This window comes from Dehalococcoidia bacterium (assembly GCA_035528575.1).
Taxonomy (GTDB): Bacteria; Chloroflexota; Dehalococcoidia; order E44-bin15; family E44-bin15; genus DATKYK01.
On the sequence record DATKYK010000004.1, the window covers coordinates 1 to 20,338 of the forward strand.

Annotated in this window: 29 protein-coding genes; 27 read left to right on the forward strand and 2 right to left on the reverse strand. The window is 50.7% G+C overall.

Translation table 11 applies throughout. From position 1 onward, the window contains the following. From VMX96_00130 to VMX96_00155, 6 genes are all read left to right on the forward strand, one after another. Nucleotides 1–373, forward strand: a 373-nt coding sequence (locus VMX96_00130; protein ID HUU62322.1) for a TRAP transporter large permease subunit, incomplete at its 5' end; no start/stop codon positions are given. An 84-nt stretch (nucleotides 374–457) separates the two neighbouring features. Further along, on the forward strand, nucleotides 458–889 hold the full coding sequence (locus VMX96_00135) for a hypothetical protein (GenBank protein ID HUU62323.1): 432 nt from the start codon (nucleotides 458–460) through the stop codon (nucleotides 887–889). A gap of 737 nt (nucleotides 890–1,626) precedes the next feature. After that, on the forward strand, nucleotides 1,627–1,839 hold the full coding sequence (locus VMX96_00140; GenBank protein HUU62324.1) for a hypothetical protein: 213 nt from the start codon (nucleotides 1,627–1,629) through the stop codon (nucleotides 1,837–1,839). A 157-nt stretch (nucleotides 1,840–1,996) separates the two neighbouring features. Continuing rightward, nucleotides 1,997–2,125, forward strand: a complete 129-nt coding sequence (locus VMX96_00145; protein HUU62325.1) for a hypothetical protein — start codon at nucleotides 1,997–1,999, stop codon at nucleotides 2,123–2,125. 18 nt (nucleotides 2,126–2,143) lie between these two features. After that, a complete protein-coding gene (locus VMX96_00150; GenBank protein HUU62326.1) occupies nucleotides 2,144–2,401 on the forward strand; it encodes a hypothetical protein in 258 nt (85 codons plus the stop codon). A 52-nt stretch (nucleotides 2,402–2,453) separates the two neighbouring features. Further along, nucleotides 2,454–3,161 (forward strand): hypothetical protein, encoded by a 708-nt coding sequence (locus VMX96_00155; GenBank protein HUU62327.1) that lies wholly within the window; start codon nucleotides 2,454–2,456, stop codon nucleotides 3,159–3,161. 283 nt (nucleotides 3,162–3,444) lie between these two features. On the opposite strand, the gene VMX96_00160 is transcribed toward VMX96_00155, so the two are convergent. After that, on the reverse strand, nucleotides 3,445–3,657 hold the full coding sequence (locus tag VMX96_00160; protein ID HUU62328.1) for a hypothetical protein: 213 nt from the start codon (nucleotides 3,655–3,657) through the stop codon (nucleotides 3,445–3,447). 50 nt (nucleotides 3,658–3,707) lie between these two features. Here VMX96_00160 and dctP (VMX96_00165) point away from each other — a divergent pair, with 50 nt between their 5' ends. From dctP (VMX96_00165) to VMX96_00180, 4 genes are all read left to right on the forward strand, one after another. Continuing rightward, entirely contained in the window at nucleotides 3,708–4,661 is a 954-nt protein-coding gene (gene dctP, locus VMX96_00165) for a TRAP transporter substrate-binding protein DctP (GenBank protein ID HUU62329.1), read from the forward strand. An 87-nt stretch (nucleotides 4,662–4,748) separates the two neighbouring features. Continuing rightward, on the forward strand, nucleotides 4,749–5,258 hold the full coding sequence (locus VMX96_00170) for a TRAP transporter small permease subunit (GenBank protein ID HUU62330.1): 510 nt from the start codon (nucleotides 4,749–4,751) through the stop codon (nucleotides 5,256–5,258). Beyond that, complete coding sequence (locus tag VMX96_00175) at nucleotides 5,255–6,589, forward strand: TRAP transporter large permease subunit (protein ID HUU62331.1); 1,335 nt, start codon at nucleotides 5,255–5,257, stop codon at nucleotides 6,587–6,589. The genes VMX96_00170 and VMX96_00175 overlap by 4 nt, the downstream gene beginning before the upstream one ends. A gap of 182 nt (nucleotides 6,590–6,771) precedes the next feature. Continuing rightward, nucleotides 6,772–7,467, forward strand: a complete 696-nt coding sequence (locus VMX96_00180) for a 4Fe-4S dicluster domain-containing protein (GenBank protein HUU62332.1) — start codon at nucleotides 6,772–6,774, stop codon at nucleotides 7,465–7,467. 148 nt (nucleotides 7,468–7,615) lie between these two features. On the opposite strand, the gene VMX96_00185 is transcribed toward VMX96_00180, so the two are convergent. Next, on the reverse strand, nucleotides 7,616–7,855 hold the full coding sequence (locus tag VMX96_00185) for a hypothetical protein (GenBank protein HUU62333.1): 240 nt from the start codon (nucleotides 7,853–7,855) through the stop codon (nucleotides 7,616–7,618). Nucleotides 7,856–8,500: 645 nt separating this feature from the next. On the opposite strand from VMX96_00185, the gene VMX96_00190 reads away from it, so the two are divergent. From VMX96_00190 to VMX96_00270, 17 genes are all read left to right on the forward strand, one after another. Next, the gene (locus VMX96_00190) at nucleotides 8,501–8,680 is read left to right on the forward strand and encodes a helix-turn-helix transcriptional regulator (protein ID HUU62334.1); all 180 of its coding nucleotides are present in this window, start codon (nucleotides 8,501–8,503) and stop codon (nucleotides 8,678–8,680) included. A gap of 70 nt (nucleotides 8,681–8,750) precedes the next feature. After that, the gene (gene dctP / locus VMX96_00195) at nucleotides 8,751–9,938 is read left to right on the forward strand and encodes a TRAP transporter substrate-binding protein DctP (protein ID HUU62335.1); all 1,188 of its coding nucleotides are present in this window, start codon (nucleotides 8,751–8,753) and stop codon (nucleotides 9,936–9,938) included. A 102-nt stretch (nucleotides 9,939–10,040) separates the two neighbouring features. Continuing rightward, a complete protein-coding gene (locus VMX96_00200) occupies nucleotides 10,041–10,550 on the forward strand; it encodes a TRAP transporter small permease subunit (GenBank protein HUU62336.1) in 510 nt (169 codons plus the stop codon). Next, nucleotides 10,543–11,886 (forward strand): TRAP transporter large permease subunit, encoded by a 1,344-nt coding sequence (locus tag VMX96_00205; protein HUU62337.1) that lies wholly within the window; start codon nucleotides 10,543–10,545, stop codon nucleotides 11,884–11,886. Before VMX96_00200 ends, VMX96_00205 begins: the two co-directional genes overlap by 8 nt. Nucleotides 11,887–12,160: 274 nt before the next feature. After that, nucleotides 12,161–13,234 (forward strand): TRAP transporter substrate-binding protein DctP, encoded by a 1,074-nt coding sequence (dctP, locus tag VMX96_00210; GenBank protein HUU62338.1) that lies wholly within the window; start codon nucleotides 12,161–12,163, stop codon nucleotides 13,232–13,234. A gap of 83 nt (nucleotides 13,235–13,317) precedes the next feature. Continuing rightward, on the forward strand, nucleotides 13,318–13,860 hold the full coding sequence (locus VMX96_00215; GenBank protein HUU62339.1) for a TRAP transporter small permease subunit: 543 nt from the start codon (nucleotides 13,318–13,320) through the stop codon (nucleotides 13,858–13,860). A gap of 6 nt (nucleotides 13,861–13,866) precedes the next feature. Next, a complete protein-coding gene (locus tag VMX96_00220) occupies nucleotides 13,867–15,213 on the forward strand; it encodes a TRAP transporter large permease (GenBank protein HUU62340.1) in 1,347 nt (448 codons plus the stop codon). Between the two features lie 28 nt (nucleotides 15,214–15,241). Beyond that, nucleotides 15,242–16,246 carry a dihydrodipicolinate reductase gene (locus VMX96_00225; GenBank protein ID HUU62341.1) on the forward strand — a complete coding sequence of 335 codons (1,005 nt, stop codon included), beginning with the start codon at nucleotides 15,242–15,244 and terminating at the stop codon, nucleotides 16,244–16,246. 33 nt (nucleotides 16,247–16,279) lie between these two features. Continuing rightward, nucleotides 16,280–17,611 carry an aminotransferase class III-fold pyridoxal phosphate-dependent enzyme gene (locus VMX96_00230; GenBank protein ID HUU62342.1) on the forward strand — a complete coding sequence of 444 codons (1,332 nt, stop codon included), beginning with the start codon at nucleotides 16,280–16,282 and terminating at the stop codon, nucleotides 17,609–17,611. Nucleotides 17,612–17,770: 159 nt separating this feature from the next. Continuing rightward, on the forward strand, nucleotides 17,771–17,905 hold the full coding sequence (locus tag VMX96_00235) for a hypothetical protein (GenBank protein HUU62343.1): 135 nt from the start codon (nucleotides 17,771–17,773) through the stop codon (nucleotides 17,903–17,905). A 30-nt stretch (nucleotides 17,906–17,935) separates the two neighbouring features. Then, nucleotides 17,936–18,271 carry a hypothetical protein gene (locus VMX96_00240; protein HUU62344.1) on the forward strand — a complete coding sequence of 112 codons (336 nt, stop codon included), beginning with the start codon at nucleotides 17,936–17,938 and terminating at the stop codon, nucleotides 18,269–18,271. A gap of 23 nt (nucleotides 18,272–18,294) precedes the next feature. Further along, a complete protein-coding gene (locus VMX96_00245) occupies nucleotides 18,295–18,525 on the forward strand; it encodes an Lrp/AsnC ligand binding domain-containing protein (protein HUU62345.1) in 231 nt (76 codons plus the stop codon). Between the two features lie 27 nt (nucleotides 18,526–18,552). Further along, complete coding sequence (locus VMX96_00250) at nucleotides 18,553–18,813, forward strand: acyl carrier protein (protein ID HUU62346.1); 261 nt, start codon at nucleotides 18,553–18,555, stop codon at nucleotides 18,811–18,813. Between the two features lie 8 nt (nucleotides 18,814–18,821). Then, nucleotides 18,822–19,046, forward strand: coding sequence for a hypothetical protein (locus VMX96_00255; protein ID HUU62347.1), 225 nt, complete (start codon nucleotides 18,822–18,824; stop codon nucleotides 19,044–19,046). 24 nt (nucleotides 19,047–19,070) lie between these two features. After that, on the forward strand, nucleotides 19,071–19,568 hold the full coding sequence (locus VMX96_00260; protein ID HUU62348.1) for a hypothetical protein: 498 nt from the start codon (nucleotides 19,071–19,073) through the stop codon (nucleotides 19,566–19,568). A gap of 13 nt (nucleotides 19,569–19,581) precedes the next feature. After that, entirely contained in the window at nucleotides 19,582–19,839 is a 258-nt protein-coding gene (locus tag VMX96_00265; protein HUU62349.1) for a hypothetical protein, read from the forward strand. 45 nt (nucleotides 19,840–19,884) lie between these two features. Then, on the forward strand, nucleotides 19,885–20,181 hold the full coding sequence (locus tag VMX96_00270) for a hypothetical protein (protein HUU62350.1): 297 nt from the start codon (nucleotides 19,885–19,887) through the stop codon (nucleotides 20,179–20,181). Nucleotides 20,182–20,338: the final 157 nt, after the last annotated feature.

Sequence of the window (20,338 nt, forward strand, 5' to 3'; positions counted from 1 at the left end):
CGTGCCCGGTGGCAGGTGGGGCGCCTTCGGCGTCATCATGTTCGTCGTCTTCCTGCTGGGCTTCTTCATTGACTGGATCGGCATCCTCTTTATCCTGGTGCCCATCATCACCCCCATCTTTGCAGCGCTGGGCTTTGACCCCATCTGGGCAGCCATCATGGTCTGCGTCAACCTCCAGACCTCCTTCATGACGCCGCCGTTCGCCATGGGGATTTACATCTGCCGCGGCGCCGCTGACCCATCTCTGGGCGTAGAGGTGATTGACGTAATACGCGGTGTCATTCCTTACGTTCTCATCGTTCTGATTGTACTCGTGCTGTTAGTCCTTTTCCCACACCTGATCACCTGGCTACCCGGGCTGATGATAGAGTGAAAAAAGAGGGCGGGCTCTGCCAGGGGAAACTGGGGTGCAGGACAAGGAAATTCCATAGTGATGGCTCAGTAGAGGAGGAGTAAAATGAAAAATCTGCGTAGATGGCTCTGGCTATTAATAGTAATCCTGATGGCCTCAAATACATATAGCGTCCAGGCTGATTGGGAAGATTATCTAATTGCCAAAGATCGAGAGACTCTAAAGGATTGGGAGAGCGTGTTGGAACTTGAGTGTTTCCTGGCTCTTGATCACGCTCCAGTAGTGTTAATAGCAGGCTCAGATGGGTGGATACGTATGGACGGTCAATGCGAGGATGTAGCTTTCCAGCTAAGAGATAGAGCCGAGGTATGGGGTAGGAGGCTGGAGACGGAGCTGCTCACTAAGTTCGAGATTAGGCAGTATTATTATATATCGACCCCGTATGAGCACATGATTAACAAGGCTATTATAGGTAATGAGATCTGGTACGTTGATAAGGGCTACGATAAAATGTGGCACGTGGGCTATCTTGATTAGATATCCTAGGAGGGTAAGATGTCAGTCATAACCATGAAACCAAGTAAACCGATACCGACCTCCCTACAGGAGATCCATACCCTGTTGAAGGGTATATTCACCTATGTAGAGTTCAGGTGGTCCAAAAGAGGTGTCCCGCACATTATAGTAACTACCTCTATTGGGGATTATAGCGTGTGCTATTTTGGTAAGTATAAGAGCTATCGAGTGTTCTATCCATATTTCAGTGGTGAGCTAGGGTCGAGAGGCAAGACTGGCCCTGAATAACAAGGGTAATAATATATGAATGTATTGACAGTGGGAAACTCAGCAAAACTTTATTGCTTGAACTGGGTAGAACAATATGCAATGGAAAAGGGTGGCGAAGTAAATATTCTTGACCTTGGCTGTGGAACGTCTCTTAATTTTGTTAATCTACTGAAATCATACCCTTGGATTGAGTATGTAGGCATTGAACCATCAAAAGAATATTGCCTTCGAGCACGGCACTACTTAAGTGGTCTGAACGCAACCATAATCAATTCATATGGTTATCATGTGTATGACAAATTAGAAGAAAAATTCGATATTGTTGTTTCATTTAGCGTTCTAGAACACGTTTATCGCAGGCTAGATTACCTTCGTTCTGCAAAAGAGTGTTTAACAGACGACGGTTATTTTCTAATCAACTACGATGCGGGTCACTTTCTCTATGGCAGAGAGAGGTTGAAGCCCTCAGTAGTACGGTGGATCCTTATGTGGCTAAACTTCTATCGCAGGAGCCGGTGGAGACGCAGCGCGCCGTGGTTGCAATGCTAATTCTTATCAAGAGCGTCGCCGTCGCCAAGAGCATCCGGAGCGGCTATAACATTGGCTTTGCTGAATACGTTCGCAGGAACTATCCTCAAGTTGATGAGGATATTATAACCATGGTTAAGGATATACTGGAGCATCCGGGAGGGGGAAGGTAGCACTTTGGCAACGGCACGCGGAGAAGAGGGGATATGAAGGGTTTGAGCTTGATTGAGATTTTGATTTATATTACCCTCCTAGCGGTGCTGGCGGCGGTAGTTATTCCCAATCTGTCGAGATTGCTGGAATGGTGAGAAAGAAGAAAAAGGGGGGTGCATGATGAAGTGCTGGGGGAAGATTAAGTCATTTTTCAAACGACCGAAGGCAGAAGCCAAACCTACTGAGGAAAAGGCAGGTGAGCCTCCTGAGACAAAGGCAGCCGAGAGTCCTGAAAAGAAGGCTTAGCCATGGGCAGGCTCTGCCTTGGGAAACCCGTTGGGGAGGGAGCCAGAGGAGGTGACCAGAGAGGCTAGTAGCCTCTTCCCCGAAAGGGGCTATTATCTTCTGTGCGTTGATCTCCCCAGCGGGATGGGCGGGCTCTGCCAGGGGAAACTGAGGTGCCAGGGGGTTATCGATCCTTTCCCCACTGGCTTAAATATTTTTCCTACCCCTCCCGTGAGGGCAGCCTCAGCCGTAATCGGGCAAGTGGCATCCCGCTGCAAAGCGAAGGAGGTGATGTAGAATATAGAGACTACGTAGCAGGGAGAATATTTGAAATAAAGGAGGTAGAATCATGTTTCAGAAACGCAGGATGGTATGGGTTTCGATTGTTGTCGCGTTGCTCGTGGCCACCTTGGGGGCTGGCGCTGTTATGGCGAAGTCAGTTCTGAATCCCATTGGTGAAGATGGGGTAATCAGTGGCGCCTACCAGAAGGTGAATGGTATGCTGCGGCTGGTCAACGGTGAGGAGGATGTGAGACCATCGGAAGTGTTCATCCAATGGAATCAGGAAGGCTCGCCCGGTGAACCAGGGTCGCCTGGCCCACAAGGAGTGCAGGGATTACAGGGTCCGACTGGCCCAATAGGGCCAACTGGCCCACAAGGAGTGCAGGGACTACAGGGACTGCAAGGCGAACAAGGAATACAGGGCATACAAGGTGAACTAGGACCTGAAGGACCGCAAGGTGAACCGGGGTCTGCTGGCTCTTTAGGAGTGCCTGAATTTATGGTTCTCGGAGAGGTACTTTCACCCTTGCCATGGCAGGGCGGGACCATTATAACGGGTGAAGTAAAAGCTCCATCAGGCTGGACTATCGTGAGTGGGGGCTATGAACAATATGTTTTTCCCATAGGCACTACGGGTCTCAGATGTCTCGCCTCTTTCCCATTCCCTCCAGAGGGTTCTCCAACAAGCTGGAGATATATGTTCATGGCGGATGACGATGGTTCTGGCTTTGTTAACCTGTATGTAGTGGTAGTTAGGTTTCCAGTTAGCGAGTGAACTGCTATCGAGGCTGAGAAAATGAAAAGGGGGACTGTCTCAGATGTATCGCCTCTTACCCAAATCTCCAGAGCAGTCCCCCAACAAGCTGGCGATTTATGTTCAGGGCGCAGATTGCAGGGAGCGGCTATGTTAACCTGTATGTAGTGGCAGTTAAGTTCCCAGTTGACGAGTAAGCTGTGGCACCTCAGCCGTAATCGGGCAAGTGGCATCCCGCGACTAAATCTAGTTAAAAGCAAATTTAGCTTGAATAACTAAATAAGAGAGAAGGGGGTGATAGCTTTCAGTAGTAGAGTAATTTTAGCCAACCAAAATCTAAGTAAAGGAGTTTTTTCAATGAGAAAGAAAGTATTATTAATCCCGCTGGCATTGTTGTTAATCGTGAGTTTGCTTGCCTGTGCAGCTCCGGCACCAGCGCCTGCCCCAGCCCCGGCTCCTGCGCCGGCTCCTGCACCAGCCCCTGCCCCGGCACCGGCGCCCGCGCCAGCTCCGGCACCGGCCCCAGCTCCCGCTCCAGCGCCCGCTCCAGCAGAACCCGCGGAGGTAATTACTTGGAAGTACCAGGGACATCCTCCGGTTGCCGACCGTTATCACGAGGTAGTGAAGCGTGCCGCGGCCAAGATTACCACCATGAGCAACGGGCGCTTAGTCGTTGAACCCTATGCCGGTGGTGCTATCTATCCAGCGACTGAAGAGCTGTATGGGGTAGATGCCGGTATCCTTGAAATGGGGCTGGCCTGCCCGATGTATAACCTGGACAAGTTTCCCCAAGCTAGTCTCTTTGATATGATGTCTGGTGGGCTGACGCCTCTCCAGATGTTTTTGTGGCACATAAGAGGGGGAGGCGACGAGCTGGCGGCACGGATGTGGGAGCCGGCTTTGAACGTGAAGTATATCGCTTCTGGCGGTCATCTTCCTCCAGAGATATGGTGCCACTCCAACAGGGAGCTAAAGACCCCGGCGGACATTGAAGGGTTAAAGATGCGCTGCGCTGGTGAAGGCGGGGAAATTCTCGCCAGGATGGGCGCCGCGACAGTCTACTTCCCGGGTGCCGAACTCTATGAATCCATGCAGCGTGGCGTCATCGACGCTTTTGAATATGCTTCGCCATCCTTAAACTGGGGTATGGGCTTCCAGGAAGTAGCTGACTATCTTTACATCTCGCCATCCCGCGCCCCGACCGATTGTGGTCACGTCTGGGTGAACCGAGATGTCTGGGAGGAGATTACCCCTGACCTTCAGATGATAGTCGAGGAGGCAGTGCGAACGACCGGATTCGACTATTATGCCGAGACAGTAGTTTTGGATGACGAGTTTCTGGTCAACTTCATAGACTATGGCGTTGAGGTTCTACTCCTTCCAAAAAGTATAGAAGACGAGATCCTTAAAGTAGCCTTTGCATACTACGATGAGAAGTGTGCGGAGGACCCCTTCTATGCCGAGATAGTAGAATCCATGCGTGCTTTCAAAGCCATTTGCGACAAGCAGGACGTTCGCTAAGTCGGAGTGTCTCAACGAACCACGCTGGCTGAGTAGATGCTAGGGTTGTCCCGCTTCGAGAAAACCCTCGGGGCGGGACAACAATGAATGATGAGAACGATAGTAAGAGTTATTGATTCCATTAATGAATGGACGGGAAAGACCATACGGTGGGCTTGTGTAGTCCTGGTTTTGGTGCTTTGCTATGAGGTCACCGTCAGATATGTCTTCAATGCGCCAACGATATGGGCACATCAAACCTCATGTATGCTTGGCGGAACCATCGTGGCTCTGGGCTGGGCGTATACCCACCTTCACCACGGCCATGTGAGAGTTGATGTTTTTTACACGCACCTGTCGCCTAGAGGGAAGGCAATCATCGATGTCCTCTGTGCCTTTTTCCTTCTTTTCCCGTTGCTCGCTATACTTATATACACTGCGGCTGAGTTCATGTGGGTCGCCTGGTCAAGGGGTGAGGTACTAATTGAGAGTTACTGGTACCCACCATCTGGTCCAATCAGAACAGTAATGCTTCTGGGATTGTGTCTGTTTGCTCTTCAGGGTGTGGCTCAATTCATTCGTGATTTATCCCTGCTGGTAAGGAATAAACCGCTATGATTGATTTAAGCCCAGAGATTGTAACCATAATCATGCTCGGTGGGGTTCTGGTGGGAGTCTTAATCGGTTATCCCTTGGCTATCCCGGTGGGTGCTGTGGGCTTAATCATGGGCTTTCTACTATTTGGAACCGGGGTATTTGACCTACTCTATGCGCGTCTCTTTAAGCTGGTACACAGCTATGTCCTTTTAGCCATCCCCCTGTTTGTTTTTATGGGGGTTATGCTGGAACGCTCAGGGATCACCGAAAGAATGTATGCAGCATTATACCTCTGGCTCAGCGGGTTCAGGGGTGGCCTGGCGATAATCACCGTGTTAATCGGCACCATACTTGCCGCCTGTGTCGGCATAATTGGCGCCTCGGTCACCATGCTGGCGCTTCTTGCCCTTCCCTCCATGATAAAGCGAGGCTATAGCAAAAGTTTAGCCAGCGGCTCCGTCTGTGCTGGTGGCACTCTGGGTATTCTTATTCCCCCCAGTATTATGCTGGTCATTTTCGGGCCAATGGCTGGCATCTCAGTGGGAAAGCTGTTTATGGCTGCCTTTATCCCTGGTCTCGTCCTCTCTGGTTTATACATAACCTATATTGCCGTTCGTTGCTTCTTCCAAACCAAAATAGCTCCAGCAGTGCCCGTTGAAGAAAGAGCCGTCCCCTTCTTGAAGAAAACGGCTACGCTTGTTGCTTCTCTGGTTCCGCCTGGGTTACTTATCTTGGCCGTGCTGGGCAGTATTTTTTTCGGGATAGCACCTCCCACCGAAGCCGCCGCGGTAGGTGCCCTCGCCGCTACCATCTTGACGATCGCCTACCGCCGGTTTAGCTTTGAAGTCCTCAGCGATACGGCACTGCAGACACTCAAGGTCACCAGTATGATCCTCCTCATCGGTGGATTATCTTTCGCTTTCGTCGGTGTATTTATCCCGGCTGGGGGTGCAAAAGTAGTGGAGGCAGTCATTATGGGTACCCCAGGTGGATACTGGGGTGCCTTTGCTATGGTCATGTTCATAATCTTCCTTCTGGGATTTTTCATTGATTGGATAGGTATCATCTTTATCATGGTTCCCATACTAGCCCCCATTGCGCCTGCTCTTGGTTTTGACCCCCTCTGGTTTGGGATGATGATTATCATTAACCTTCAAATGTCCTTCATGACACCCCCATTCGCTGCGGCCATATTCTATCTCCGAGGTTCGGCACCGCCAGAGTTGGGAGTGACCATGGGAGATATCATCCGGGGAGTATTTCCGTTCGTTGGTCTTATCATGATTGGACTTAGCTTGTGCGTCGCTTTCCCTCAAATAATCCTCTGGCTGCCAGCACAGATGATAAAGTAGCGAGGTGACTATTGACATAGGTTAACTTGATGGGCGGGCTCTGCCAGGGGAAACTGGGGTGCCAGGGGTTACTCAATTCCCACTGGCTTAAATTATCCTCCTCCCCTCCCGTGTGGTGCCTCAGCCGTAATCGGGCAAGTGGCATCCCGCCGGAAAGAAAAGAAAACGCAGGAGGTGAAAGGATGAAAACTGACCTATTAAAGGAAAAAGTCGACTCGCTTGGTTTTGATCTGTTTGGCATCGCCGACCCGATGAGTCCGATACTTCAAAGGGCACCGGAGGGACGCAGGCCCCAAGATTACCTGCCCACAGTGAAGTCCGTCATTGCTCTCGGGATGAGGCTGATTGACCCAGTACTTCAAACGACGCCGAGTGGCATCTACAGCAAGCACTATGATACCGTCAATGAGGCACTGAACTCGGGCGCCTACCAGCTGGTCAAATGGCTGGAGGATAAGGGCTACCGAAGTATGACCTTTCCTGAAACAGACAGCTACGGCATTCTCTGGGAACAGTATAATGCGGGTTACGAAGTCTTTGTGCCTTGCTTCAATCATATGGGTGCGGCTGTGTCAGCAGGATTGGGGAGGATGGGCACCTGCGGGGTCGTTCTAAATCCGCAGTACGGGCCGAGGCAGAGGTGGATCAGCGTCATCTCTGAGGCCCCCTTGAACTCCGGCAGGGAGACGGAGGAAGAGGTCTGCTTGGAGAAACGGGTACCAGGTAGTTGCCGCAAGTGCGTTGACGCCTGCCCTGTACAAGCCGTAAACCTTAGCGGTAAAACCAATGTCAGAAAATGCTGGATTAACTGGACTGGTCTACGTGATAAGGGCTTAGCCTGTGGCGTTTGCATTAAAGTTTGCCCGGTGGGGAGATAATCTTTAGGGAATTAAAACGGTATAAACGCTATAAAGGACAAAAAAGGGGCCGGGGATTTGAACCCCCGACCTCTTCTTACTTCCTCAGCCCCCGCCGGCTGCCGGCCGCCTTATGTATGTATCTATCTATCCCGTGGGACCCGTCGCATCACTCTTTAAGAATCTCCTCGAGCAGCTTTCTTAGTGTATCATCCAGGTATAACCCTGTCTCTTTTCCGTTCCCCCTTTTCAGTATTACACCGCGCAATGCCCAGCTCAGCTGGATCAGATTCCAGTCCTCCTTGGCTATGGCAGCCCACAATTTCTCATCTCTCCTGGATATCTTGGCAGCTGCTGCCAGGCGGGCGGCCGATTCTAATATCAGGCCTACTACCTTTTCAAAGTCCACTTTCTTTCACCTCCTTTTATTTTGGGCGGCCCCCGTCCGGACCCGGGAGTAACAAAGGGGATTGAAACAACCCTGGGCGCCGGAAGGAGCCTCCATTATTACAGGGGGTTTGAGGAAGTAAAATCATCCGCACCTATTTTCTGAGACTAAACCTCACAGAATCGAAATCTGGGCGTTTCCCTGGGTGGTGAATAGGTTTCTACCTTTGTTTTAGGAGAGGGGGACACCCGGGGTGAGGTTAAGCGGATTTGAACCGCTTGGCCCCCAAAACGGTTAATTAAAATTAACGGATTCTGGAGAAAAACGTTAATTATATTTTACACTTGGCCAGCGGGGGGCTGCCGGCCGTCTTATGTATGTATGTATCTGTCACTCTATCTGTCAATCCATCTGTCAATCTATGCCGGCGGCTGCCGCATGACAATGTGAATCATAGGGTGCATCACATCACTCAACGTATGATGCACTTTATGGCGCCATGGACCGCCCAGCTCGGGAAAGAAATAGTTGGCGATCGGCAACAATTAATCCCCTTCCCCTTGCCAAGGGGAAAAGGGTAGCTCCCCCTAAAATTTTATCAACGGTCGTAAATATTTTTGTCTAAACTTATTGACAAATAACCTAACAAAGGCTATAGTATTTTTTATGGATATTAAGAGTATTAGGGAAAAGCTCAATCTTACCCAAGAGCAGATGGCGCATAAGCTTGGTGTCTCTTGGGCCACGGTTGCCCGCTGGGAAAGAGGGAAAGGGGAGCCTTCTCCTCTCGCCCAGAAAGCGATAGACGATTTACTAAAGGAGACTGAGGAGAAACCAAGTGACTAGAGAAGGGGGTGATAGATTTCAGCAGTGGAGTAATTTCAGCCGACCAAAATCTAAGTAAAGGAGTTTATCGATGAAAAAGAAAATATTTTTAATCCCGCTGGCGTTGTTGTTAATCGCGAGCTTGGTTGCTTGTGCGGCGCCAGCTCCGACTCCCGCTCCTGCTCCGACTCCCGCTCCTGCACCCGCACCAGCGCCGGCTCCTGCTCCAGCTCCAGCCCCAGCTCCTACACCGGCGCCCGCCCCAGTGCCAGCCCCGGCTCCAGCGCCAGCAGCGCCTGCGGAGGTAATTACTTGGATCGGACAGTCATCTCGGCCCACTGGCATACCCGAGTATGAATCGTTTGCTAGGCTGTGTGCCCGTATTACTGAAGCCAGCGGGGGACGCCTAGTATGGAAAGCCAATCCTGCCGGTTCTATTTGCCCAGCGACCGAGGAGTGGAAGGGAGTCCATACCGGCGTTCTCGACTTTGGTTCTGGCGGTGGCTCCTATTCGAACGCCGAGATTCGCTTTGGTACCATGATATCGCAAAGGTGTGGTGGCATACCCCCTCTGCCTCATTACATCTGGATGGAGACTATAGGTTCCGACCTGATAAATGAGTGGTACGTGAAAATGGGCTTTGATATGCTCGATATGAGGGGTGGCGGTTTCCACGGTACGTCCGAGGTATTCGGCCACTTTGGCAAGGAGCTGAAAGTCCCTGAGGACCTCAAGGGGCTGAAAATGCGATGCTCCGGCGACGGCGGCGCGATTCTGGCACGAATGGGCGTTGGCTCGGTCTTCATGCCTTTGGGTGAGATCTTTGAAGCCATGCAGCGCGGCGTCATTGACGCCTTCGAATGCAGTTCCCCAGCTAGTAACTGGGCATATGGCTTGAATGAAGTGGGCGAGTATGTCTACCTCTCTCCCCTTCGCGCTCCTACCGAGTTTTCTCAGCTTTTGGTCAAGCCGAGCAAGTGGGAACAGTTACCAGATGACCTCAAGTTGATCGTTGAGGACTGCGCGCGAGCAGAGGCACTTAGGTACCACTGTGAGCTCATAGTTGCCGATCAGGAAGCACTTCAGAAGTTCGCGGACTACGGCAACATCGTGCAGAAGCTGCCGGCTGTAATAGAAGATGCTTTCGTCGAAGAAGCTAATATTTACATGGCTGAGCAAGCTGCCAAGTATCCTGAAGCCAAGTCAGTACTGGAGTCCATGGTCGCCTTTGCTAAGGTGTACGATGACCTGTGGGGGCTTCCCGATTGGGCCAAATAGTTAAAGCCTCATAAGGCCGGTTCTACTTAATGCCGGTATACCCCGCTCCGGGAATAAACCCGGAGTGGGGTGTAATAAAACGAAGAAAGCCGACAATTGAATATGAGAAAAATAATAAAGGCGATTGATACTACCAATGAATGGACGGGAAGGTCGGTGCGCTGGCTTGTCATCTTCCTTATAGTGGTTATTTGCTCCGAAGTGTTCATGAGGTATGTCTTAAACATGCCCACGATTCAAGGGCCGGTGATCGCCAGCTTCACTGGAGCCGCTCTATATTCCCTTTCCTGGGGGTATATCCACCTCTACCGCCGGCACATTAGAGTGGATGTTTTGTATGCACGATTTCCAACAAGGGGGAAAGCCATCATTGACGTGGTTTGTGCCGTCCTGTTTCTCATCCCACTGATCGGTTTGATGTGCTATGCCGGCTGGTGGTGGACCTGGTACGCCTGGTCAACCACCGAGAGGTCGGGCATGACCTTCTGGTACCCGATAACCGGACCGATAAGAACTATAGTATTTATCGGGTTCATTTTATTCGCACTTCAGGGCCTTGCCCAATTCTATCGTGACATATACTTGCTGGTGAGGAGTAAGCCCTATGATTGATATCAGTTCAGAACTGGTTACCTTCGTCATGCTCGGTGGCATCCTGGTCGGGGTTCTGATTGGTTACCCTCTAGCTATCGTCGTCGGCGGCATCGGCATTGTTATGGGAATTCTCCTCTTCGGAGTAGACTGCTCACTTCAGCTCATTTACCAGCGTCTTTTCGAATTAATCAATAACTACATCCTGCTGGCGGTGCCCGGTTTTATTTTCCTGGGCATCATGCTGGGATACTCGGGCATAACCGAAAGAATGTTTGGTGCCATGTATCTGTGGCTCAGCGGATTTAGGGGCGGACTGGCCATAATCACCATATTACTCGGCACCATTTTAGCCGCCTGCGTGGGCATAATTGGCGCCTCAGTCACGGCGCTGGCCATCATCGCCCTTCCCCAAATGATCAATCGAGGTTACAATAAATCTTTAGCCTGTGGCGCCGTCTGTGCTGGCGGCACCCTGGGCATCCTGATTCCTCCCAGCATTATGCTGGTGGTCTACGGGCCAATGGCAGCACTCTCGGTAGGCAAACTGTTTTTTGGCGCCTTTTGTCCCGGATTTATGCTTTCCGCTATGTACTGTACCTACATCGCCATTCACAGCTTTATCAAACCAAAGATAGCACCACCCGTGCCCTTAGAGGAAAGGGCAGTTCCCTGGCTGAAGAAAACGACTGACCTCTTTACATCAATGCTGCCACCAGTGGCACTTATTCTCGGAGTGCTGGGAAGCATTTTTTTCGGTGTCGCCGCCCCAACTGAAGCGGCGTCCGTCGGTGCACTCGTGGCCACACTTCTGGCTGTTGCTTACCGACGCTTCAGCTTTAAAATCCTTAAAGACACGGTAACAGAGACGCTAAGAGTCACCGGCATGGTGATCCTGATCGGTGCCACCGCTTACGCCTTCGTCGGCATATTTATGCGTGCCGGTGGTGGGGATATTGTGAAAGAGCTCATTCTGGGTGCCCCCGGCGGCAAGTGGGGCGCCTTTGCTATTATAATGTTCATCGTTTTCCTGCTAGGCTACTTCATTGACTGGATGGGAATACTATTCATTGTCGTTCCGATAATAACACCGGTTGGCCATGCACTCGGGTTTGACCCCCTCTGGTTTGCCATGATGATCTGCGTCAACCTGCAGACGTCTTTCCTGACCCCTCCCTTCGCCTACGCCATATTCTATCTCCGTGGTGCGGCTGACCCATCGCTGGGCGTCGAAACAGGTCACATCATCCGTGGGGTGATTCCATATGTTCTCATCATCTTGATTGGCCTTGGCCTGCTCATTGCCTTTCCACAGATAATCCTATGGCTGCCGGGGCAAATGATAAAGGGCTTTTAGCACTGGTGATAAAGTGACAAAGGAGAAAATCAAGGCGGGCTCTGCCAAGGGAAACTGGGGTGCCAGGGGGTTATTCTTTCCCCCACTGGCTTAAATCACTACTCCTCCCCTCCCGTGTGGTGCCTCAGCCGTAATCGGGCAGGCGGCATCCCGCTGGTAAATCTAGTTAGAAGTAAATTTGGCTTGAATAACTGAATAAGGAAGAAAGGAGGTTATCGCTTTCAATAGTAGAATAGTTTTAGCCGACCAAAATCTAAATGGAAGGAGTTTTTCAATGAGAAAGAAAAGTTTACTGATTATCGGTCTGGTTATGGTATTGGTGTTGTCACTGGTTGGAGCCTGTGCTAAACCCGCACCACCTGCCCCAGCTCCAGCCCCAGCACCGGCGCCAGCACCGGCAGGTCCTACCTATCAGTATAAATGGCGAATGAGTAGCGCTCTCGCGTCGGAGACTGAACAGGTTATAGCAAGCAAGAGACTCGCCGACAAGGTAAGGGAAAGGACTGACGGTCGTGTTGACATTACCATTTATGGCGATGCTATCTTGGGAGCCTGGGACTTGACCAATGAGAGTGTCATCCGTGGTGACCTTGAAATGATGGGCGAAGCTCTGGATGACAGCTGGGACCCCAGAATTGCTATAGGCTATTATATGCCGTTCATCTACATCGACTACGCTGCTCAGCGAGAATTGTGCCAACCGGGTGGCATAGTCTATAACCTTCTTAACTCGGTGTCGGCGGGCTTAAACTATCGCGTGCTGGGTTACTTTTCGGCTGGCGTCGGGGGGACGAGCCTTACCAAAGTTCCTCCTAGCCCCTTTGACCCTGATGTGCCCAAGGGTATGAAAACTAGAGTTATGGCGCTGACCGCCTGCCGGCTCACTTATGAGCGTATGGGTTATATGGTCGCGGCTATTCCTTTTGGAGAGGTCTATACTGCCATACAGACCGGCATCGTCGAGGGCCAGCAGGGTGGCGGACCAATGCAGGCATGGATGTTTAAGGATGTAAATAGTGTCTGGCTTCACTACAAGGACTACATTGAGCCTATCTGGTGGTCCGTTAATGAAGACGCTTGGCAAAGCCTTCACCCAATTGACCAAGAGATACTCATAGGCGCTGTTCAGGAAGAACAGGACACCCAGGTCGCTTATGTCGAGGAAATGGACGAGAAGTACATGCAGATGCTCAGAGACTACGGCTGGACAGTACTAATCCCTACTGATGCCGAGTGGGATAATATCGCTGCTGCTATTCGTGAAGACGTCTGGCCAGAGCTGGTCCCGCTAATCGGTAAGGACATGCTCTACCAGTTATGTGATCATCTGGGAGTGCCGCGCTTTTAATAATTGCCTGGGCTAGGACATAGCTAGGGTCATCGGTGAGGGAGGTCAAGACGAGCTCCCTCACCGGCTGGGTGTAAAGGAGTATGGTGAGCGCAAGAAGCTCTTTAGCCAATAACCTGGTTTTTCGGTGGATACCAGCATTCATGTGGTATGCCATGCTGATAGCTTGCATCCCCCTTGTACTTCTGATTTTCAGCCAGGTATGGCTGCGTTACGTGTTTCATCTCCCACTGCTCTGGGTGGAAGAGGTGGCCATTGTCCCTGCCTTCTGGATGTACATGATGGGCGCAGCCTATGCCACTTTTGAGCGGTCTCACATTAAAGTGGATATAGTAGGAATTACAGTTCATAGCCCGAAGAGGCGGCTGATAATCAGATTTATCTCCGCGCTGATTACACTTGGACTGGCCATGCTTTTTCTTCAGTGGGGCTATCAGTTTTTTGTTTGGGACCTTAAAATGAATCCGCAGACGTCGAGCTTAAGATTCCCCATTGTCTACGCGCGCTGTTCTTTCTTCTTTGCTGCGGGTATACTGGGGGGCTTCTATTTCTGGATTGAAACAGTTGACCTGGCACGCCAGCTATTTTGGGGTAAGGTCCCGCTATTTACGAGGAAGGAGATGTAGACCGGATTGGAGACAGCCTTATTTGGCGTACCAAACTTGGGTATATTTATTGACTTGGCTATCCTGATTGGTCTGCTCCTGCTGGGTGTGCCAGCGCCCTTTGCCTTCATGGCGGCTCTCTCATTTCTGGTTTATGTGTATGGTTTTGAGGTCACGGCACAGCTACCCACGGCTTTCCACAAGATGAAATCGCTGACCCTCCTAGCTCTGCCCTTCTTTATCATGCTGGGAGGGTTCATGACTGTAGGAGGTATTGCCGATAGGTTGGTAGCTTTCGCCGATGCCCTGGTGGGCAGGTTTAGGGGCGGCTTGGGGATGGTTGCCGTTGTAGCCTGCGCCATGGTTGGCGCTATCGCTGGCACTTGCTCAGCGGCGGTAGCAGCACTAGGTGGACTGGTGGTTCCAGAAATGGAAAAACAAGGCTACTCTAGGGGATACGCCACTGGGCTGCTGGCGGTTTCATCAGTGCTGGGACAGCTAATTCCACCCAGCGTGCCGATGATACTCTATGGCTTTATTACCTACCAGTCAGTCACCGCCTGTTTTCTGGCCGGGGTTGGCCCGGGCATCCTCACCGTAATCATCTACTGCATTGTTAATTACTTCATGGTACGGAACAATACCGAAATAAAAGTATTACCGCCTATCGGGGTCCGGGCACAAACTAAACAGGTGGGGGTTGCCCTGTACAAAGGCTTTTTTTCCCTTATGATGCCCGTTATCCTCCTTGGGGGTATTTATGGCGGCATCTTCACCTGTACCGAAGCAGCCGCCGTAGCTTTAGTCTACGCTATAGTTGTAGGATTGTTCATCTACCGCAGCCTGAAACTCAGGGATATAGGGGGAATTTTCGCCACCCAGTCTGTTACTACTGGTGTGGTAGTGCTAATGGTTATTTTTGTGCTCGTTTTAAGCCGTGTCATGACTATGCAGAATATCCCGCAAGGTATGATCGCGATGATAAGTGAGGTTACCGAGAACTACTATGTAACGCTGCTGATGGTAAACCTTTTCCTCATTCTTCTCGGAATGATTGTGGACGATTTTACTGGCACCCTGCTGGCAGCACCCCTCTTGTTCCCGCTAATGACACACATCGGGGTTCATCCTATTCACTTCGCCGCTATCCTGGGCACCAACTTGGGGTTGGGGAATGTTACCCCACCCACAGCTCCGATCCTTTATCTGGCAGCGCGCATCGGCAACGTTAGTGTTGATAAGATGATAAAGCCGGCACTGGTTTTCATGGTTTGTGGCGCCCTGCCGGTAGTGCTCGTCACTACTTATTGGCCCGACCTGTCGTTATTTCTGCCCCGGCTGTTAATGCCCAGGGTTATGGGAGTAGCTGGATAATAATAGAGTAAGGAGGTAATAAACTAAAATGATGTCAAAAGTTAAAGTAGTGCAATACGGGTGCGGTCCTATCGGGTGTAGCGTAGCTAGACTTGCTTCACAAAGGCCGGATACTGAGATTGTTGGTGCCATCGACATTGACAAGAGCTTAGTGGGACGTGATCTGGGTGAAATTGCTGGCCTCAACAAGAAACTGGGGGTCAGCATTTCTGATGAAGTTGACGCTGTTTTATCTCAAACTAGGCCTGATGTTGTTCTTCTTACCACGTCATCTTCTCTGAAGGCCGTTTACCCGCAGTTGGAGAAGTGCATAAGGGCTGGCGTGAATGTGGCGTCGACTTGCGAGGAACTCTGTTACCCGTATCGCAAAGAACCTCAACTTTCGGCCGAAATCGATAAGCTGGCCAAAGCAAACAGTGTTACAGTGCTGGGAACTGGGATAAATCCCGGTTTTCTTATGGATAGCTGGCCATTATTCATGACCGGGGTGTGTCAAGAAGTCGAAGCAATCAGGGCAGTCAGAGTTCAGGATGCTTCTTCACGCCGGGGTCCCTTCCAGAAGAAGATAGGAGCCGGATGTACATTTGACGAATTTATGGAGCGAGTCGCTGCTGGGACTTTAAGGCATGTCGGCTTGGCTGAATCAATAGCGATGATTGCTAGCGGTTTAGGCTGGAAGTTAGACGATATTACCGAAACCATTGAGCCTGTAATTGCTAAGGCTCAGGTGAGGACCAATTTCGTAACCGTGGAGCCGGGACAGGTAGCTGGTGTTAGACAGGTGGGTAGAGGGATCAGGGCAGGAGACAATCTAATAATCCTGGAGTTCGAGGCGTCGGTTGGTGCTCCCGAGTCCTATGATGCGGTGTACATAAAGGGGACTCCCAATATGGAAGTGCTTATTAAAGGAGGTACACATGGTGATATAGCTACGGCAGCGATAGTTGTCAACTCAGCTAAACGGGTTATAGACGCCCCACCAGGACTAGTGACCATGAAGGATTTATCAGTGGTCTCAGCCCTGGGTGCCTAGATGGGCGAACAAATTATTAAATAGGAGGCGCAGATGTTAACTAAAGAGAGTTTGGTAGAGGAATATAAGAGGACCCATCCTGAATCGGAGAGACTACATGAAGAGGCAACTAAGTTATTCGTGGCCAATGGCGCTACCCATGTTGCTCGAATTTTGGACCCTTTCAGACCTTACATCACCCATGCCAGGGGGTCTCGGAAGTGGGACATAGATGGCCGCGAGTACATCTGTTACGTGATGGGACACGGTGCCCTGATACTGGGTCACAGCCACCCGGAGGTAGTTAAAGCAGTGCAGGAGCAAATGGCCAAGGGTGTCCACTTCGGTGAAAACCACGAATTGGAAGTGAAATGGGCGGAGCTAGTCAAGAGTATGATGCCTGTGGCGGAGAGAGTCGAGCTGTGCGCCTGCGGCCAGGAAGCTAACCTTATGGCGATAAGGATTGCTCGAGCTTTCACCGGCAGGACTAAAATCCTGAGGTTTGAGGAGAATTTTCACGGATGGGCTGGCGAAGTGGCACCACTCGGTTCAGCAGGTGCGTTTATGCCTGAAGTCACCTTTGTTCCTATGCACGACCTTGACCGGGTCGAAAGGGAACTTGCGACTGAAGAGTATGCTCTCGTTATGACTGAAGGCGGCGGTGCTACTATGGCTGGTCAGCTCCCGTGGGACTTTGACTTCATCCGTTCTCTGCCAAGTTTGACTAAAAGGTATGGTACCCTCTGGCTTATTGATGAGGTAGTCACCGGCTTCCGGGAGTCCCGCGGTGGATGGCAGGAGAGGGTCGGCGTCAAGCCTGACCTAGCCAGTTTGGGCAAGTGTGTGGGGGGAGGCATTCCCGTTGGCGCCGTGGTAGGTCGGGCTGACGTTATGGGTGTACTTGATCCAAAACGTCCCATGGAACACATCAATCATACTGGAACTTGGAATGCTAATCCAGTTCAATGTGCCGCTGGCGTCGCTGCCTGCACTCATTACTTAGATGGTGGGCCACAAGAGAGAGCGGCGGAAATTGGTGCTTATCTTCGAGAGGAAGGCAACAAAGTACTGAGAAAGCGGAATATTAACGGGCGCCTCTATGGCAGGACTATTGTCCATTTATACCTTGGCCCGATTGACTACGAACCGTCTGACAATACCCTGCCACCGACCAAAGATGTCCAGAAGATTATAAACCCGGCAATGACACCCGTTAAGGCACAACTCTGCCTTCATCTGCTTCAGCGTGGTGTCGCAACCATGGGGGCAAGATTTTTTGTCCTTTCGGCCTCTCACACTGAGGAAGACATTGACCAGACTATCGAAGCCTTTGACTCGGCCCTTGATGATATGGTGTCGGAGAAAGCACTTACTGTAATAACATAGAATAACTGGCGGGCTCTGCCAGGGGAAACTGAGGTGCCAGGGGTCTGTTCAATTCCCACTGGCTTAAATAGCCTCCTCCCCCTCCCGTGTGGTGCCTCAGCCGTAATCGGGCAAGTGGCATCCCGCCCTTTCCAAATGACAATTAGGAGGATGTGAGAAATGATACATTGGGCGTTCTTAATTCCAAGCTTTATTGCCGGATTTGCCGCAGGTTACGCCTTCATTTACCAGATGGCTAAGATCGCCGCCAAAGTCGAAGCGGTGATAGAAGAGGCGTCTAGATACGCAATATAAGAATTATCCCCCTCGAGAGGTGAGTACGCAATGATAGCAGGTAGGGATAGCAAAGGGCACTTCATTAAAGGTAACGCGCCCTGGAATAAAAGAGCAGTGACACAAGGTAGGGATAGCAAAGGGCACTTCATCAAGGGTAACGTGCCCTTGAATAAAAGAGCGGATAGCAGTCCGCCCGCCATCACCGGCAGTCCGCCCGCCATCGCCAGCATCATGCTGATTGGCGGGGGAGCGGTGAAGACGGATTGTGTTCAGGTCATCTGCCCCGCCTGCCAGCAGAAGGTTAAAGCTATAGCCAGGAACGGTCAGGTTAAGGGATACTGCGCGGTCGCTAGGCGGTACGTTGATTTTCGAGTTAAAACATAGCTTGTTCATATAAGGAGGAAACGATGGCAGCAAAGGCCTTTCTTCTCATTGTAACAGCGGCGGGTAAAAGCAGTGAGGTTGTTACGTCTCTCAGCAAGCTAAAAGGAGTAATTTCAGTTGATACTGTAACCGGGCCCTATGACATTATCGCTATTTTACAAGGGGAAAGCTTGAATGATGTGGGCTATCTGATAACCGGGAAAATCAACTCCATTGCTGGCATTTCCAGAGTGGTAACCTGCTTGGTAATCTAATGACGTTTATAACGGAGGTTTAAACTGGTGGCAACCGTTTATGAGCGTCTGAAGAAGATAATTGTCGAACTCCTTAGAGTCGAAGAAGAAGAGATAACACCCTCAACCAAACTTGTTGATGACTTGGGTGCCGATTCCCTGGATTTGGTACGGCTTATAATGGAAATCGAAGATGAGTTTAGCAATGGCTCCGTAAAGGTTGATATACCCGACGAGGATGCCGAAAAGATATTAACCGTCCAAGATGCGATTGACTATCTTAAAGGCCTTGGCATTAAGGATGATTAAAAGGGAATATGATTGTGGAAATTGATAGATGGGCTGTAGAGGTCTGGGCAGCTACGTCGAGAAAAGTTTTCAGCAAAGAGACATTAAACCGTTGGTGTGGGGTATGCGGCGGGGAGCTGCACGTGGAGCACGGGCGCACCAAGTTCAGGACCATGGAGGAGGCATTGCCTCAAATCAAGGCGATTGAGGAAGCCAACCTCAGGACACGAAGTATCATAGGTGGAAAGTTCTAATCGCCGGGAGGGGGACAGGAGAAGATGGACGACATACAGCGAGAGATTGAGTTGATTCTGGAAAGCAAAGGCGTTCCGCCCCCGGGCATGACAGGGGGTCAATTCTTTGAAGAATTCAACAAGAGATTCTTGGGGGCGTTTCCCCAGATTCTGGAGAAAGCGGCTACGCAGATAGGCCGCGGAATTATTATTGAAGAGATGAACCGGATCGGCAGAAGCGAGCCATGCAAGTACTCCAGGGAAAAATCCGAGAAACACTGCACCGAGCCCCCGAACTGCTATGACTGCCCCAATTACAGGCCGAGCCCTAGATGGCAGCGATGGCTGCTGCGTTTGGCTCGAAGGCCGGAGTTTTTTGAACCCCTGTTTGTGGGGGTGGTTGCGGTCAGCTTTGCAACAACCATATTTGCCGAGGAGATAAGAGTTTTCACTATGGTCTCCTGGTTCGTTATCGTTCTGATTTCACGACTGCACATTTGCTATCTATATAGACAGGTGCGAAAATTGGTGACGAGCCAATAATCGAGAAAAAACCATGAGCAAAAGATTAAAAGCCATCATAAAGTGGACAGCCCGGGGAGCAGATATACAAACCATTGAGGGGTATGATCTGCCACCGCGGACCAGCGTTGATATGAGCTTCGGTATTCCACAGGAGGTAAACCCCCCTGGGGTAGTTGAAGAGGTATTGGTTTATATTTCTGCTTATAAGTGCATGGACTGTAGTTTCAGCACTGAATCCTTTGATGCGATGATGCAGCACCAGAAGAGTGGGGAGCACTCATTTAAGTAAAAGATTAAACGCGCGCTAGGTTTAAACTGAAAGGAAATCGTGAGGGTGAAAAGCGGGATTTATGCCAGATTCGGCACGGAGAACAAGGATGTGGTTACTGAAGCGACAGCCCAAGAATTCAGAGATTGGCTGGCTGTAAAGGGACTAAACATCAACTTCATAAGCGACGAAACTCTAAATGGCTTTTTTATAGTCCGCCAAGAGCCCTTTCTGCAGTGGGAGATGCGATTGGCTTTCATAAGAGATGCCGAGGCTATAGGAATCACCGTATATAAGAAGAAAGATGAGTTCGAAGCCTTCAAGGTTGCATATCAAGAGGAAGCCGAACGTCGTTATGTATGAGGATGTTAAGCGAATGAGAGACGGACTATTTAAGGCCAAATGTAGCAAATGTGGGACAGAGTTTGATACCAAACCTGGGGAGCTGAACAGCACAGGGTATCTTGGCAAGGTTTCAATGTTGTACGGCTCCGGGGGTTTCCTGCCTCAGTGCCCGGCA